Origin of the sequence: Fibrobacter sp. (genome assembly GCF_045131395.1) — a bacterium.
Taxonomy (GTDB): domain Bacteria; phylum Fibrobacterota; class Fibrobacteria; order Fibrobacterales; family Fibrobacteraceae; genus Fibrobacter.
The window spans coordinates 252,259-267,513 of record NZ_JBGUQY010000004.1; the positions used below are offsets into that span (position 1 = coordinate 252,259).

The 15,255-nt window shown below is 51.1% G+C and carries 11 protein-coding genes; 4 read left to right on the forward strand and 7 right to left on the reverse strand.

Annotation, left to right across the window (positions count from 1 at the left end; translation table 11 throughout):
• The first annotated feature begins 12 nt into the window (after positions 1 to 12).
• Positions 13 to 1,128 carry a phosphotransferase gene (locus ACJMNB_RS03370; protein ID WP_405338994.1) on the forward strand — a complete coding sequence of 372 codons (1,116 nt, stop codon included), beginning with the start codon at positions 13 to 15 and terminating at the stop codon, positions 1,126 to 1,128.
• On the opposite strand, the gene ACJMNB_RS03375 is transcribed toward ACJMNB_RS03370, so the two are convergent.
• The 5 genes from ACJMNB_RS03375 to gltX form a co-directional block, all read right to left on the reverse strand.
• Positions 1,117 to 4,845 (reverse strand): MBG domain-containing protein, encoded by a 3,729-nt coding sequence (locus ACJMNB_RS03375; RefSeq protein WP_405338996.1) that lies wholly within the window; start codon positions 4,843 to 4,845, stop codon positions 1,117 to 1,119. The two genes, ACJMNB_RS03370 and ACJMNB_RS03375, sit on opposite strands and share 12 nt — an antisense overlap.
• A 144-nt stretch (positions 4,846 to 4,989) precedes the next feature.
• Positions 4,990 to 6,036 carry a tRNA preQ1(34) S-adenosylmethionine ribosyltransferase-isomerase QueA gene (queA, locus tag ACJMNB_RS03380; protein WP_405338998.1) on the reverse strand — a complete coding sequence of 349 codons (1,047 nt, stop codon included), beginning with the start codon at positions 6,034 to 6,036 and terminating at the stop codon, positions 4,990 to 4,992.
• Between the two features lies 1 nt (position 6,037).
• Positions 6,038 to 7,021, reverse strand: coding sequence for a WYL domain-containing protein (locus ACJMNB_RS03385; protein ID WP_405339000.1), 984 nt, complete (start codon positions 7,019 to 7,021; stop codon positions 6,038 to 6,040).
• Between the two features lie 9 nt (positions 7,022 to 7,030).
• Positions 7,031 to 8,155, reverse strand: a complete 1,125-nt coding sequence (locus ACJMNB_RS03390) for a BON domain-containing protein (protein ID WP_405339002.1) — start codon at positions 8,153 to 8,155, stop codon at positions 7,031 to 7,033.
• Positions 8,156 to 8,387: 232 nt separating this feature from the next.
• Positions 8,388 to 9,863: a glutamate--tRNA ligase gene (gene gltX / locus ACJMNB_RS03395; protein WP_405339004.1), complete on the reverse strand. Its 1,476-nt coding sequence runs from the start codon at positions 9,861 to 9,863 to the stop codon at positions 8,388 to 8,390.
• A 203-nt stretch (positions 9,864 to 10,066) separates the two neighbouring features.
• Here gltX and ACJMNB_RS03400 point away from each other — a divergent pair, with 203 nt between their 5' ends.
• Together ACJMNB_RS03400 and ispD are read left to right on the forward strand one after the other, a co-directional pair.
• Complete coding sequence (locus ACJMNB_RS03400) at positions 10,067 to 11,509, forward strand: alanine/glycine:cation symporter family protein (protein ID WP_405339006.1); 1,443 nt, start codon at positions 10,067 to 10,069, stop codon at positions 11,507 to 11,509.
• Positions 11,510 to 11,536: 27 nt separating this feature from the next.
• Positions 11,537 to 12,256, forward strand: coding sequence for a 2-C-methyl-D-erythritol 4-phosphate cytidylyltransferase (gene ispD / locus ACJMNB_RS03405; protein WP_405339008.1), 720 nt, complete (start codon positions 11,537 to 11,539; stop codon positions 12,254 to 12,256).
• Here ispD and ACJMNB_RS03410 read toward each other — a convergent pair whose 3' ends face one another.
• Both ACJMNB_RS03410 and ACJMNB_RS03415 read right to left on the reverse strand, forming a co-directional pair.
• Positions 12,257 to 13,711, reverse strand: a complete 1,455-nt coding sequence (locus tag ACJMNB_RS03410) for an SO_0444 family Cu/Zn efflux transporter (RefSeq protein ID WP_405339010.1) — start codon at positions 13,709 to 13,711, stop codon at positions 12,257 to 12,259.
• Between the two features lie 14 nt (positions 13,712 to 13,725).
• Positions 13,726 to 14,058, reverse strand: coding sequence for an ArsR/SmtB family transcription factor (locus ACJMNB_RS03415; RefSeq protein WP_405339012.1), 333 nt, complete (start codon positions 14,056 to 14,058; stop codon positions 13,726 to 13,728).
• 128 nt (positions 14,059 to 14,186) lie between these two features.
• Here ACJMNB_RS03415 and galE point away from each other — a divergent pair, with 128 nt between their 5' ends.
• Positions 14,187 to 15,206: a UDP-glucose 4-epimerase GalE gene (gene galE / locus ACJMNB_RS03420; RefSeq protein ID WP_405339014.1), complete on the forward strand. Its 1,020-nt coding sequence runs from the start codon at positions 14,187 to 14,189 to the stop codon at positions 15,204 to 15,206.
• The last annotated feature ends 49 nt before the right edge of the window (positions 15,207 to 15,255 follow it).

Sequence of the window (15,255 nt, forward strand, 5' to 3'; positions counted from 1 at the left end):
TAGATTCCTAGCATGAGCAACTGGGATTCTATCACGCAACAACGCTGGTTCATGGGCAAGGGCCGCAAGGTCAATTCTATCAAGGAATACGACACCCTCCCTACCGGCGACACGAAGATTTCTATTGTCGAAGTCTGTTTTGATAAAGACGAAAACGACTTTTACGCCGTCATCGAAGACGAATGCAAAATAGGCTCTGTACTGGCCGAATATTTTGGCAAAAAACTCCCTAAAGAAGCTCTGATACGAGCCAAGCCCCTGAACGCCGAACAGAGCAACTCGGCATTCTACTCCAAGGGTGAATTCTTTTTCAAGCTATACCGCCGTCTGCAAGTCGGCGAGCACCCCGAAGCCGAAATCATGGAACACCTGAGCCAAAAAACGGCACAGGGCTTCCCCAAAATCGCCCCGGAATTTTACGGGGATTTCAGCTACACAAAATCCGGTGAAACGCGCACCCTCGGAATTCTGGAAGAACACATTCCCGATGCCAGAAACGCCTGGGAAATTTTCACCGACGTTCAAAACGGCGATGCGGAATTCTACAAGAGCGCAGCCAGGCAGCTGGGGCGTACCACCGCCACAATGCACAAGGCGCTTAAAGATCTAGAAGGAACAGCGCCCCAAGCCGAAGAAGTTCCCTACGACAAGCTTATCAGGCTGTTGAAAGCGAACGGGCGCGAAGATTTAGTAGAAAGGGTGGAATGTATTAAATTGCAGCAGGGGCAAGAAATCACGAAATCCAACGTTCTGACACCGCAGCGCATTCACGGGGATTATCACCTGGGGCAGTTGCTTTACAAAGACGGCAAGTTCATCGTGCTGGATTTCGAAGGCGAGCCCACCCGCACTCTGGAATACAGGCGCCGCCTGCGCTCCCCCGCCGCCGACATAGCCGGCATGCTCCGCAGCTTCGCCTATGCCAGCGCCGTCCGCAACGACAAAGATTTTGAACAGACTGCCGCCGAAGCCTTCTTGCTGGGCTACAGCGAAGAAAGCGGCATTCCCGTAGCTCAATTAAAAGAAGAGGCCTCGCCCTATGTATTGGGCAAGGCCATCTACGAAGCTTGTTACGAACTGGAATTCAGACCTAGTTGGTTCTGGATTCCAGAAAAATTACTTGTTTAAAACCTTTTTGCCGTAGTAAGCGCCGGGGGCTTTCACCTTGCCCTGCACATTGCGGCCCTTCAGGTCGTAGTTGCGCAGCATCTTGAACTCGCCAGTGCGGGCATCAACGCGCCCGATGGCAGTCGAATGCTTACTCTCGGCAATTTTCACTTCAACTTTCTTCGCATCGAACGCATTCCAGTTGTCACTTCCTGCAACCTTGTAATAGACCGTATAAGTCTTTGCATCTGTTGCTACAGGAATTTTGTCGCTGTAGTCCTTACCGTCTAGGCTGTAGAGCAGCGTGCCGTAATCGGTAGAACCTGCAGAAACAAGTTCCTGAGATTTGCCGCTATAGACGAGATTTTCCTTAGCTACCGGAGCAGTCACAGAGACATCGGCCTTGCCAACCTTCAGCGTGCCCGGCACAAAAGTAATCTCGTAGTTGCTGGCGGTCAATCCGCTCGGCGTAATCGTATATTTGCCGACATTGTCGAGTTTCTTGTAGTCGTAACTATACGTGAGCTTGCCGCCCAGGACACTTGCGGTTTCATCACCGATAAAGCCGCTGTATTCCACGCCGTCATTTGCAGGGTCGTCGCCATAGACGATGGACTTGTCCTTGGCGGTGACTGTAAGCGGAACCTGTGCAATCGAGACTTCAACCTTCTTTGCATCAATGCCATTCCAGTTGTCGCCTTCTGCAACCTTGTAATAGACCGTATAGGTGCTTGCATCAGATGTTGCTGGGATTTCGGCGCTGTAGTCCTTATCGTCTAGGCTATAGAGCAACGTTCCGAAATCAGTTTCGCCCGCCGTTACGAGAGGCTGTGCCGAGCCGGTATAGACAAGGTTTGCAATGGGTGCGGGAGCCGTAACCGTAGGCGTCGCTTGGGTAATCGTCACAATCAAACTTTGGGGATACTTGACGACATAGTTCCCGGCATCAGCGCCACTTAGTTTGATTCCGGTGACGGTGACAGCTTTGTCCTTGCCTACGTTCGCGTCCTCCATCGTGCCTGTAGCATCGCTCAAATCAACGGATACATCGCTATTTTCAACATAGCCTTCCATCGTCATCTTGCTGCCATCGAGATCGACATTCTTCTCACCATTATAGTCGCGGTTTTTCGCCGTTACGCCAGTTACCGTGATTAGCTTTTTTTGTACCGTCAACTTGTTGCCAACCTCAGTCACGTTGTAGTTCGGATTGGAGCTTGCCTTGACGCTAACAGAAATATCGTATTTTCCTACAGCGAGAAATTCGGAAATTGCATCATCTCCGCAAGATGTTGTCACATCGTTTAGTTGGTCACCATCAATCAGCCCCTCTATTGTGTAGTCAAATTCAATCGGAGTTTGATCACCGTAAGTGATGGTATCGGCATTAACGGTAACGGTGAGCGAGGCCTTGGCGATCGAGACTTCAAGAGTCTGCACGTCAAACACAGTCCACTTTTCTTCTTTCATCACCTTATAATAGACGGTGTAAGCATTTGCGCCAGATACCGCAGGGATTTCGGCGCTGTAGGCCTTTCCGTCCAAGCTGTAATACATCGTACCGTAGTTGGTTTCGCCGCCCGTTACAAGATTGTGCGACGAACCGTCATAGACAAGATTCTCTACGGCAGTCGGGGCCGTGACGCTAACGCTGATTGCGCCGTTGCCATCCGTCACATCGTGGGGAGAAGCTTCAAAGCCAACGTTGCCGACACCGACGTCGGTAGCGTTCTCTACTCCAGCCACTGTGCAAGTCGCGTAGTAGTTATTCAGCAAGGAACCATTGTAGTTTTGACCGACGACGGCTCCGCTGTATTTGACAGCCGGAATAGTCGCGCCGATAACGGCATTGTCGTTCAGATTGCCATGATTATAGCCCGCGATGCCGCCGTAATCAGTACATTCTTTATCCTCACATACAAGCGTTGCGGAACTCATGCAGCCAGAAATCGTACCGTAGTAGTTATTACCGACAATGCCGCCATAGCAGTGATTGTCTTTGTCCGTGGATACAAGCGTTGCAGAACTGGTGCAGCCCGAAACTGTACCATATACGTTATAACCCACGATGCCGCCCAAATTTCCCATAACACCTTTGAGTAAAACAGAGTCTACAGTACAGTTGCGAATTTCGCCATGGCTATTATAACCCGCGATGCCACCGACATTCGCATATCCTGTAATGATAACATCAGCAAGTTTGGTGCTATCGACAACCGCGCCTTCGCCAAGTGCACCGAAAAGACCATGATTGTGGAGACCAGGCTTATAGATGCGGATACCACGAATCGTATGGCCTTTGCCATTAAATATGCCCTTGAATGGATTATCTTCTGTTCCGATTGCAGAGAAATTGTTTTCAGTACTGGAGGAGGCAGCATCCCACTTTTCGCGAGTGAACTCGATATCGGCACCAAGATTGAAATACTTACCATCGTAGTTCTCGCCGACATTGATAAACATGGCCAAGGTTTTCAAGTCATCGACCGTGGAGATAATATAGGGTTTGCCTTCAGAGCCGTCTGCTCCGCCCTCAATACCCCAGTAGTCGCCATATATAACAGATACCTTGATATTCTCTGCAATCATCTTGAATTTACTGGGGATTCTAACGCCATTTGCGGTAAAACTGAAACCATTTTCGCCTGGCTGAGTAGACGAGAGCGTAATTTCTGAACCCGCAGCGTAATACTTATTTTGATCTTTGTCTATGTATGCAGGTTTTTCAGGACTTGCGATAGAGATGCCATCTTCGAGGGTAACGGTATGGATGCTGACAGCACTGTTGTTGTACGTTATATCACCATTGTTAGTGCCGACATTAGTACTGTTTTCCACGCCATTATAAGTACAAGCCATATAGTAGTTATTACTCCAAGATCCCCCACCGGTACCTATAACACCGGAGAATGTTGCTTGAGGAATAGTGGCTCCGATAGCGAGGTTCTCACTGATGGAGCCATTCTTACCGTTATATCCTACTACACCACCACAGTCGTCTGCTCTGCCAGCAATCGTTGCGGAACTCGTGCAGCCAGAAACGGAACCTTCGTTATAACCGACAATGCCGCCGAAGTAATCACCGTAATTGCCCGCTGTAATCGTAGCGGAACTGATACAACCCGAGACCGAGCCCGCGTTATAACCGGCAATGCCGCCCAAATGCACAGCATAGTCCATAGTACTTTTAATTACAATGGAGTCCACGGTACAACCACTGACTACACCGGCGTTTTCACCTGCTATGCCGCCGGTATTGGAACCTCCTGTAATTTCTACATTGGCAAGCCTAACGTTCTCGACAGCGGCCTCTCCGCCAAGCTTACCGAACAAACCTTGATGTTCGTCATCAGGCTTATTGATGCGGATGCCGCGGATAGAATGGCCATTGCCATTAAATACGCCCTTAAATGGATTATCTTCAGTTCCGATTGCGGTGTAGTTGTTCTCGGTTGTGGAGGTATACGAGTACTCGATATCAGCAGCAAGCTGGAAATACACGCCTTCGTAACTACTAGCACCACTATTCACACGTTTAGACAGAGTATCCAGGCCGGCAGGAGAATCGATTAGATAAGGGCTTATTTCGGAACCGCAGCCTTCATAAAAAGTATCAGACTTAGAATAACTATCAAGAGAATCAAGAGCAGGACACTGATCCTCCTGAGCCCACGCCGTCGAAACGAATGCGGAAAGGAGAAGAATCGTTAAAATTGCAGTTAATTTGATGTTTTTCATAGGATATGAATTTGTTGTAAGCATAATGTAAATTTAGAAAAAAAATGAATTTGTCAAGGATTTTTTACAATGCACTTTTAACTATAAAAAAGGAAAAGCCCGCCTACGCGGGCATGACAGTGCATAAATTAAGGTGGACGGTCGTTATAAAATCAGCATGCCGTCACCGTAGCTGAACAGCTTCATCTTGTTCTCGACGGCCATCTTGTAGGCTTCGAGGGTGTTTTCACGGCCATAGAACGCGGAAACGAGCAAGATGAGGCTGCTCTTGGGCCAGTGGAAGTTGGTCAAGAGACCGTCCACAATCTTGTAGCGGTAACCAGGGTAAAAGAACGCGTGGGTCACGCCCTTTTGCGGCTTCAGGAACCCATTGGCATCGGCAATGGTTTCGATGACGCGGGTGCTCGTAGTACCCACCGTCACGATGCGGCCACCGTCGCGTTTCGCCTTGTTGATGATGTCGGCATTTTCGGCGGTGAGTTCGTAATGCTCGCCGTGCATCTTGTGCTGCGTAAAGTCTTCGACAGAGATGTTCTGGAACGTTCCCGGCCCCACATGCAACGTGACTTCGGCTACGTACACGCCTTTCGCCTTTAGGGCTGCAAGCATTTCTTCGCTAAAGTGCAGGCTCGCCGTGGGGGCGGCCACCGCACCGGAATACTTTGCAAAAATCGTCTGGTAGGCCTTCTTGTCGTCTTCGTCATCGGGGCGGTCGATGTAGGGCGGCAGCGGCACATGGCCTTCGCGGTTCATCACGGCTTCCAGTTCCACCGGAGTCACTGCAAAGCGGAGCACGCGGGCACCGTCTTCCTTGATGTCTTCGACAACGGTCTTGATGCCAGCAATTTCGAGTTCGCGACCAATCTTGAAAGCCTTGCCGGGGCGCACCTGGGCTTCGTAACGGGCAGAGCCGTCTTCGGCAGGAATCAAAGCCTGCACCAGGAGGGTTTCAACTTCGCCGCCGTGCATGGTGTGGCCATACAAGCGGGCCGGAATCACCTTGGTGTTGTTTACCACCAGGCAGTCGCCCGGCTTAAAAAGGTCGACAATTTCAGGAGCCTTCAGAATATGGCGTTCGCCGCCATCCTTGGGGCAATGCAAAATACGGGTCTTCCCCTTGCCCGCCGTGCGGCTGGCAATCAGTTCCTTGGGGAATTCAAAATTATAGTCAGATAGATTATGCGATTCCATTTTAGGCATCCATCTCTTCGAGAGCCTTTTTCAGCAACTGTTTTACGTCTTCTTTAAGCGAGGCCGGCTTTAAAATGCGGACATCACCCGCAACGCCCATCAGCCAAGTCTTAAAATCCGGCGTAATGCGGAGCTTCATGTCCACAATCATATTCTTGTTCTTGTCGTAGCGCTTCGAAATTTCAGGATTGAAGTGCGAACGTTCAAACTGGGTCTGCAGCCACTTGTTACGGATTTCAAGGGAAATGTCTTCCGGCTTGCCCGTGCCCGTGTACTTGCCAAAGGCATACTTGTAATGCATGGCCGCATCAAATATAAACTTGGGCATGGCGTGGTTCGTTTCTTGAACGTTCTTGATCTGTTCAAACAGGTAATTCTTGAAAATCTGATTGCCCTTTTCGTCTTCTTCGCCGGCAATCAGGTACAAGGTATCCACACGCATAATCACCTTGACCGGATTCACTTCCTTGATTTCTTCCGAAATTCCAGAATGGTCCGTGGCATGGCAATACTGGATCTTGATAGCAAAGCCTTCGTGAATGGCCTTGAGCACGCGATTCACCATGGTATCTTGCAGTTTGTCATCGCTGAAGGGGCCATAATCCAGAACATAGTCCGGGTCCGTCGAAATGGCCTCGGGCTTAAAGTCTTCGGGATTCGTGGTTTGCATGGTCTTAATGACCTTATCCAAGAGCTTCACCGTCTTGATTTCGGGAGCCGCATTTGCAGGCAAGTTCTTCTTGATTTTTTCAAGCTGCTTTACGACTTCCTGGTTGAAGTTCGCCTCTTTTTCGGTCTGGATAATGTAGAAGGTTTCTCCATTTTCCTTAAACTTGCGAAGACCGCAATTTTCTTCGCTAATCACTTCCAAATGGCGAAAAATGGTACGCGGGCCGCAATTCATCAATTTTGCCAAGCCGTTTACAGTCTGCTTGACTTTCAATTTGCTTTTAATCGCATTGATTTTTTCGTATCCGGTAGCCATAGGCACCTCCTATACAATTCTTAATCTATTTTCAATAGATGTCGTCTTGACGTTTTTCAACACAGTGGCAAACGCAAGTTCTTTCTGTAATATGGATTGGACAGAACCTTCCAACAAAAACCGTCGACTGTTGCAGGACACCCTAATGTTGGCGCCACGCAAAAAGGTACTGGCAGAAATTTCCGCTTCGACCTTTTTACAGAGCTCTACATTTATGGGGTCATAAACTTCCGATACCAGGCAAATCAAGTCGCGGACACCGGGAATTTCGGCCAGGCGGTTTTCCAAATCTTTCGGCCGCTCGTTTTCGTAGCAAGAGGCTTCCAGTTGGACTTTGCCGTCTTGCACTTCGACCTTGCAATCGAACAAGCGCATTCCCGGAGCCTCAATCTGTTCGTACACCGTCGCTTTAATTAGAGAATCCGTCACAAAAGGCGATACAAGGACTCGGGTAAAATCGACACACCCGCGAACCTTGGGCAAGGCGTTGATGCAACGTTCCATAGCCCGCTGAATCGAAAGGTTTTCAACAAGGCCGTTCAAGTAAACAATGCCCTGCCCCACTTCGACCGTAACTTTGGAGTAGTGATCCGGAAACACCTGGGCAAGCTTGCCCTGCACAATGGTACACAACTTGTCGTTCGGCAAATTTTGCGCCAATGGCGGAAGCGTAATAAAGACAAGGGTTCTGTCTTTTAAAAGTACCACCAGCTTGTCTTTTTCACCATCGTTTACCAACCCGACCGCAACGCCAAACTGGTTGCGAATGGCATGGTAGATACAATCGCCTAAAAGAGTCTGCGCACTCTGTATGGGCAGCAGGCGGTAACCTTCGGGGGATTCCTCGTCTTCAATATCCAATTTAGGCCGTTCGATTCTCTGATCCGGGCCGCCATCGTAATTGACGACAATTATCTGCTTGTCCGGCGACTGGAAAACGCTCTTGACAATGCCGGGCTTGGGAGTACCCTTGAAATAAATCCAGTTACCCGCCACGATGCGGTTATAGCCGTAAATCTTGGCATAATCCTGATTGACAAATTCCCGATTGCAAAAAACGAATTCATTCGAGAACGCCACAAATACAGTGCCGCAAGCATCGCAGCAGCATAACAGCGGAATATGCGGATCCATTCCCCCAAAGGTCGAAAAGGCCTCACGGGCAAAAATGCCGTGACTCGTCACCTTCTGGCAACGGCGGCAAAACAGCCTCTGAGTGTACAATCGATGTGGGAATTGAGAACGCATTAGAGAGTGAGAAATGTGAAATGTGGGGTGTGAAATGTGGGGTGTGAGATGTGGAATGTGAAGTGATTAATTACTCATTTGTCATTTCACACTCCACATTGCGGCGTAGCCGCACACATTACTTCATAAGCGGGAGAGCCACGTCAATACGGCGGAGAACTTCTTCCTTGCCGATGAGTTCAAACATTTCCCAGAGGCCTGGGCCTGCGGTAACGCCAGAGACAGCGAGACGCGGGGCACCCACGAGTTCGCCCACCTTGTGGCCGCAACGTTCGGCCAGGTCGTAGAAACCCTTCTCGATGACCGGGGTCTTGAAGTCTTCGATAGAGGCGAGCATGTCGCGCACGAGAGTGGCCACTTCCTTGGAGCCTTCGCCGAAGTGCTTCTTGGCACCCTTTTCATCGTAGGTCGTCGGAGCCACGAAGAAGTACACAGCCATGTCGGCCAGGTCCTGCACAAAGTGGGCACGGGGCTTGAGCTGCTTCACGATTTCGTCGAGGCGGGCTTCCGGTTCGTTAGAGAGGTCGATGCCCTTGGCAACGAGGCCTTCCTTCATGATTCCCTTGAGCATGCCGTCGTCACACAGGTGAATGTGCTGGCCGTTCATCCACTGGAGCTTCTTTTCGTCGAAGCTGGCGGACTTCGGGTTGATGCGTTCGAGGGTAAAGCTGTCCACCATTTCCTTGATGGTCATGACTTCGCGGTCGTCACCCGGGTTCCAGCCGAGGAGAGCGAGGTAGTTCACGAGAGTTTCGGGCAGGTAGCCCAGGTCGCGGAAGTCGCCCACGGAGGCAGCACCCTTACGCTTGGAAAGCTTACCGCCGTTCTTGTCGAGAATCACCGGCAAGTGGCACCATACGGGCGGTTGCCAGCCAAATGCCTTATAAAGGAGTTCATGCTTCGGCGTGGAGCTGATCCATTCGTCGCCGCGGAGCACGTGGGTGGTACCCATGAGGTGGTCGTCCACCACGCTTGCAAAGTGGTAAGTCGGGTAACCGTCGCGCTTGATGAGCACGAGGTCGTCCAAAAGTTCGTTCTGGTAGCTGATGTGACCGCGGATCATGTCGTCGAATTCAGTGACGCCAGTTTCGGGCACCTTGAAGCGGATTACGGCCTTTTCACCGGCGGCGATGCGGGCTTCGGCTTCTTCGCGGCTAATGTTACGGCAGTGGCGGTCGTAACCGGTCACCGGCACGTGAGACTTTTCTTGTTCAGCGCGGACTTCCTGCAGGCGTTCTTCGGTGCAGAAGCAGTAGTAGGCACAGCCGGCATCCAAGAGCTTCTTGATTTCACGGTGGTAAATGTCCAGACGTTCGCTCTGGAAGTACGGACCGCAGTCGCCTTCGCAACCCGGACCTTCGTCCCACTGGAGGCCCAACCACTTGAGGTCGCGCATCAAGTCGTGCAACGCCGTTTCGTTGTAGCGCTTACGGTCGGTATCTTCGATACGCAGATAGAACGTACCGCCCATATGCTTGGCGAAGAAGTAGTTGTAGATGGCCGTACGGGCACCACCCACATGCAGATAGCCAGTGGGGCTCGGAGCAAAGCGCACGCGTACAGGAGACTTACCGGAGTTGCAGTTTTCGCACATAGATTCCTCTTTATAAATACAATCAGCCCAAACAGGAATCAACTGTTGGGCTCAGTTTTACATTCCGTGTCAAAAAATAGCAAATTGAAAAAGGAACTTTTAAATCTGAACAAGCACTTCAGCGCTATTGGCAAACAACAATATCTTATTTTTTTATTTTTAGCCCATTAAAAAAAATATCACCCTTATTCACGGGATTTTTTATGGAAACCCTTAATTCCATTCTGGACTCTATTGACGGCTACGTTTGGGGAGTCCCCCTGATTGTCATCATCCTCTTTGTAGGATTCCTGCTCACTATCCGCCTCGGCTGTCTGCAAGTCCTGAACTTGCCGAACGCATTGCGCTACATGCTCCACAATGAAAAGGGTGGCGAAGGCGAAGTCTCGAGCTTTGGAGCCCTTTGCACGGCACTTGCCGCTACCATCGGTACCGGTAATATTGTGGGTGTTGCAACTGCTATCGGTACGGGTGGCCCGGGAGCCCTCTTCTGGATGGAAGTAGCAGCATTCCTCGGCATGGCCACCAAGTATTCCGAAGGCTTGCTCGCCGTCAAGTACCGCACCGTCGGCAAAGACGGCAAGGTTTTGGGCGGCCCGTTCTACTACATTGAAACCGGTATCAAGGAACGCTTCGGCTGGAACATGAAATGGCTCGCCGTCATTTTCGCCGTATTCGGAGTCCTGGCCGGCATTTTGGGAATCGGAACGATTACGCAGGTGAACGGTATTACAAGCGCCATGGCCCGCCTCACCCCGAACGCACCTGAATTCATTAACCTGGGCGGCAATTCCGTTTCTTGGACTACCGCCATCGCAGGCCTCTTGGTGACCCTCTTCGCCGCCACCGTTATCATTGGCGGCCTCAAGCGCATCGCCAAGGTTTCGACCTACATTGTCCCGATTATGGCGATTGTCTACATTCTCGCTTGCGTGCTCTTGCTGCTTTTGAACTTCGCCCAGATTCCGCTGGCCATCCAGACGATTGTGCAGGCTGCATTCAACCCCAGCGCCATTACCGGCGGTGCCGTGGGAACCATCTTTATCGCCATGCAGAAGGGTATCGCCCGCGGCATCTTCAGTAACGAAGCAGGCCTCGGTTCCGCCCCGATTGCCGCCGCAGCCGCCAAAACCAAGGAACCGGTTCGTCAGGGTCTCGTTTGCATGACCGGAACCTTCTTCGATACCATCATCATCTGTTCCATGACTGGCCTTGCCATCGTGGTTTCAGGCGCATGGGATCCGAAGCTTGGTCTTGAGGGCGTGAACATTACCATGGAAGCCTTCTCTCGCGGTCTCGCCATCGTTCCGGCAGGTTCCATTATTGCCCCGTACTTCCTCGCCATCGCATTGGTGTTCTTCGCATTCACCACGATTCTTGGCTGGGCCTACTATTCCGAAAAGTGCCTGCAGTACCTGATGGGCGGCAAGAACGAAAAGGCCACCCTGATTTACCGCTGGGCCTACATCGTCGCCATCTTTATCGGCCCCTACCTCACGGTGAGCGCCGTATGGACTAGTGCCGACATCTTTAACGGCCTCATGGCATTCCCGAACTTGATTGCCTTGATTCTCTTGAGCGGAATTGTCGCCAAGGAAACCAAGGACTACCTGGACAGACTCCATAACGGCCACGTAGGTGACTAAATTTTAAAGTAACGACTGGATTTGGCAATGACAGACATGAAAGGAAAATTCGCGGCAGTGCTCCCCGCCGGAGGACTCGGCAAACGCATGGGCGGTAACATTCCCAAGCAGCTCATGGTTTTGGGCGGCAAGCCCGTTTACCGTTACTGCCTCGAGACATTCCTGAAGATGGATGAAATTGCCGAAGTCGTGATGGCTGTGCCCGCCGACTGGAAGGACCACTTTGAAAAAGAGATTTTCAGCGACAACGGGAACGAAGAACTGCGCGAACTCATCCGCACCAAGATGAAAATTGTGGTAGGTGGTGCAGAGCGCTGGCAGTCCGTCGAAAATGGCGTGAACGCCTTGACCAGCAACGCCGAATACGCTCTGGTTCACGACGTGGCCCGTCCCTTCATTAGCGAAGAAATCATTCGCGATGTCTGCAAGACGCTTGTGGAAAAAGGCAGTTGTCTTGTCGCAAAGCCCGCGGTAGATACCATCAAGATTGCGAAAGACGGCAAGGTTGAAAATACCATCGACCGCAATACCGTTTGGCTCGCTCAGACTCCGCAGGCAGCGCCCGTGGCACTACTAAAAAAACTCTACGGCCGTATTGCCGCAGAGCCTTTAAACTTTACTCCCACCGACGAAGCCAGCATTCTCGAATATTTCGGCGAGCCGGTTTACATTGTCAAGGGCAACACCCTGAATGACAAGCTGACCACGCCAGAAGATTTCGAGATTTTCGCTAGCCGCACAAAGTAATTATATCAGCCCGCCGAATTCGAAACCGGCATCTTCAATAGACTTTTTCAGAGCCGTTTCGTCGATGTCATCATCGTCGTGCCATACGACGCGGAGTTCCTTTTGGGCAACATCCGCTTCGGCAGAGACAACGCCATCTAAAAGCATGGAAGCTTTTTCGACGCAAGCCTTGCAGTGGCTGCAGTTCATGCCGACAACCCTGTAAGTCTTAGTCACATGTTCATGGTGCTCGTGATGCTCATGACAATCGCAATCATCATGGTCTTCGCAGTTGCAGTCGTGATCGCCACAACCACATTCCCCGCAGCCGCATTCTCCACAACCGCAGTGGCCGCCCTTGCGAGTAAACTTTGCGTAAATCATGAATAGGGCAAGCAACCCAGCGCAAATGTAGTCAAACACACCCAGCGCACCATGGCCATGGCATTCGGCAGAGGCATGGGGCAACATGGACGACAAGAAGGAATCCATGAAGAAGGTGTCGACGACAAAGCCGAAGAACATGGCACCCAAAGCAATGGAGGTGAGGTAGGCAATCAAGGTACGCTTGCCGAAAGCCTTGCCCACCACCAACATGCTCGCGATACTGGTCGCAGGGCCAGCCATCAACAGCACCAAGGCAGCCCCCGGCGTAATGCCTTTTTCTACAAGGGCCAAAGCCAGCGGAATAGAGCCCGTAGCGCAAGTGTACATGGGCATGGCAAGCACAAGCACCACAAGCATGCAAAGCAACGGGTATTCATGCAAGAACAAGAAGAAGTCATCGGGCACAAAAGCGGCAATTAAGGCGCCAAGCAACAGGCCGATAGTCAGCCACTTGCTCACGTTACCCACCATGTCTACAAAGCCATATTCAACCGTCGCCCAAAGCTTCTGGGCAAAAGACTTTTTCTCGTGTCCGTCGCGTTCACCGCAACCGCAGTGATCTTCGCCGCAACTGCAATGGTCTTCACCGCATTCGCAATGATCATGATGTTCGTGGTCGTAATGATGTTCTTCACCCACAACGGCCACGCCCGTATCGCCTTCGTTCTTTGTCATTGCATTGGTGAAAATGCCGCCAAGCATGGCAGTCACAAAAGCCGCAATCGGGCGCAAAATCGCAAAGGGGCCACCCAGCAAAGAATAAGTCGCCAAGATAGAATCCACACCCGTCGCAGGCGTCGAAATCAAAAAGCTCACGCTAGCGCCCTTGCTCGCGCCTTCGCGCCTGAGCGCAATGGAAGTCGGAATCACGCCGCAGCTACAAATCGGAAGCGGTACGCCAAACAAGGCCGCCCACAGCACCGACTTAAAAGTCGGCTTTGCAATCTTTGGCACATACAAGTGATTCGGAATCCAGACGTGAATAACGCCCGCCAACAAAAAACCGAGCAGCAGGAACGGCGCCATTTCCGAAAACAACGTCACGAATTGCCAGAAAAACTTTTCAAAAATTTCAGAAAGCTCTAACATGTTATTTGCCCTTGTTATTTACCCTTCTTGTGCAGAATATGTGTCAAACCCGTATTGAAAATCAAACCGATATGGTCATCATCGAGCGAGTAGAACATCTTGCGACCTTCGCGGCGCGGCTTCACCAAGTTCGCCGTACGCAGAATGCGCAGCTGGTGGCTCACCACGGACTGTTCCAGGTTCAACTTTTCGGCGATATCATTCACCGAAATTTCGCCCGAAAGCATCAAATGAATAATGCGGATACGCGTGGTATCGCCAAAGAACTTGAAGAATTCCGAAAGTTCGAACAGAACATCCAGGGAAACATCGTTTTTAGAATTTTTAATACATGAACAAGTATTCATATTTTCATATATACATTTTTGACGGGGGTTCGTCAAGAGAAAAGCCCCTATTTTTGCCCATTTTTTTGAAAAAAAGCGTTCATTCACCCCCTTTTTTGTATTTTTAGTCCAAAAATTGAGGTTTTTTAATGAAGATTGCTGTTATTGGTGGCGCAGGTTATATTGGCAGCCACACGATTATTGAATTGTACAAGGCAGGTCATACCGTTGTCGCTGTAGACAACCTGGTGAACTCCTGCGACGAATCCCTGCGTCGAGTTGCCGAAATCGTCGGCCAAGAAATTCCCTTTATCAAGGCAGACGCCCGTGACGCGGCCGCCATGGACAAGATTTTCAAGGAAAACCACTTTGACGCCTGCATCCACTTTGCCGGCCTCAAGGCCGTAGGCGAATCTGTCGCCAAGCCGCTGGAATACTACGAAAACAACATGAACGCAACCTTCGTGTTGCTGAACGCCATGCGCAACAACGGCTGCAAGAACTTCATCTTCTCGTCTTCGGCAACCGTGTACGGCAACCCCGCCGAAATTCCCATTACCGAGAACTGCCCGAAAGGCGCTATCACCAACCCCTACGGACAAACCAAGTCCATGCTGGAACAGGTGCTCATCGACGTGCAGAAGGCCGATCCCGAATGGAACGTGGTCTTGCTCCGCTACTTTAACCCCATCGGCGCACACCCGAGCGGCAAAATCGGCGAAGACCCCAACGGAATTCCGAACAACTTAATGCCTTACATTACCCAGACCGCAGTCGGCATCCGCAAGGAACTGGGCGTATTCGGTAACGACTACGACACCCCCGATGGCACCGGTGTGCGCGACTACATTCACGTTTGCGACCTCGCCTCGGGCCACGTGAGCGCCCTCAAGGCGATTGAAAACAAGTGTGGCCTCGCCATCTACAACCTGGGTACCGGTCACGGCTACTCCGTGCTGGACGTGGTACACGCCTTTGAAAAGGTCAACGGCATCAAGGTGCCCTACAGCATCAAGCCCCGCCGCGCAGGCGACATCGCCACCTGCTACTGCAACCCCGAAAAAGCACTTAAGGAACTTGGTTGGAAGGCCCAGTACGGCATCGAAGAAATGTGCCGTGACGCCTGGAACTGGCAGAAGAACAACCCCAACGGGTACGGTCACCACTAGGAACCGCAAAAAAAATCATTTTTTGCGTCACCTTCCCCTTGACACGCCT

Bases quoted from the DNA above. Each gene is read 5' to 3' on its own strand.
- ACJMNB_RS03385 (WP_405339000.1), bottom strand. From the start codon at position 7,021: ATGGCTACCGGATACGAAAAAATCAATGCGATTAAAAGCAAATTGAAA.
- gltX (WP_405339004.1), bottom strand. From the start codon at position 9,863: ATGTGCGAAAACTGCAACTCCGGTAAGTCTCCTGTACGCGTGCGCTTT.
- ACJMNB_RS03390 (WP_405339002.1), bottom strand. From the start codon at position 8,155: ATGGATCCGCATATTCCGCTGTTATGCTGCTGCGATGCTTGCGGCACT.
- ACJMNB_RS03370 (WP_405338994.1), top strand. From the start codon at position 13: ATGAGCAACTGGGATTCTATCACGCAACAACGCTGGTTCATGGGCAAG.
- queA (WP_405338998.1), bottom strand. From the start codon at position 6,036: ATGGAATCGCATAATCTATCTGACTATAATTTTGAATTCCCCAAGGAA.
- galE (WP_405339014.1), top strand. From the start codon at position 14,187: ATGAAGATTGCTGTTATTGGTGGCGCAGGTTATATTGGCAGCCACACG.
- ACJMNB_RS03410 (WP_405339010.1), bottom strand. From the start codon at position 13,711: ATGTTAGAGCTTTCTGAAATTTTTGAAAAGTTTTTCTGGCAATTCGTG.
- ispD (WP_405339008.1), top strand. From the start codon at position 11,537: ATGACAGACATGAAAGGAAAATTCGCGGCAGTGCTCCCCGCCGGAGGA.
- ACJMNB_RS03375 (WP_405338996.1), bottom strand. From the start codon at position 4,845: ATGAAAAACATCAAATTAACTGCAATTTTAACGATTCTTCTCCTTTCC.
- ACJMNB_RS03415 (WP_405339012.1), bottom strand. From the start codon at position 14,058: ATGAATACTTGTTCATGTATTAAAAATTCTAAAAACGATGTTTCCCTG.
- ACJMNB_RS03400 (WP_405339006.1), top strand. From the start codon at position 10,067: ATGGAAACCCTTAATTCCATTCTGGACTCTATTGACGGCTACGTTTGG.